Origin of the sequence: Nonomuraea aridisoli (genome assembly GCF_003236395.1) — a bacterium.
GTDB classification, from domain to species: Bacteria; Actinomycetota; Actinomycetes; order Streptosporangiales; family Streptosporangiaceae; genus Nonomuraea; species Nonomuraea aridisoli.
Window position 1 is genome coordinate 1 of record NZ_POUD01000724.1, and the last position, 336, is coordinate 336.

Annotated in this window: 1 pseudogene; it reads right to left on the reverse strand. The window is 71.4% G+C overall.

Going from position 1 to position 336, the window contains the following annotated elements:
• Window positions 1–287 (reverse strand): annotated as a pseudogene (locus tag C1J01_RS48925) (hypothetical protein); the annotation flags it as partial.
• Window positions 288–336 lie beyond the last annotated feature (49 nt).

Genomic DNA, 336 nt, shown 5'->3' on the forward strand with positions numbered 1-336 from the left:
CCCGTGCCAGGCGCGGGGATCGGTTCCGGGATCGCGGCGAAGGCCACGTGCCAGCGCCCCACCCGGTCGCGGGTGACGCGGTAGGACTTCACCCCTTCGGGCACCGCGCGGGACCAGCGGAACCGTACCCAGCCCACCTTAGGGATCCGCACCTCGCCGACGTTGCGCGACAGACGCCGCACATCAGCAGCTTTGACCGCGACGACGCGGAAGTCCCGCAGCGCCTGCTGCTGCACCATCTGCGAGCCTGCACGCAGCCACGCGAACTCCGCCCGGGCTTCGGTCAACTGCCGGCACTGCTCAAGGTATCCCGGCGACGAACGACGCCCTGGCCGC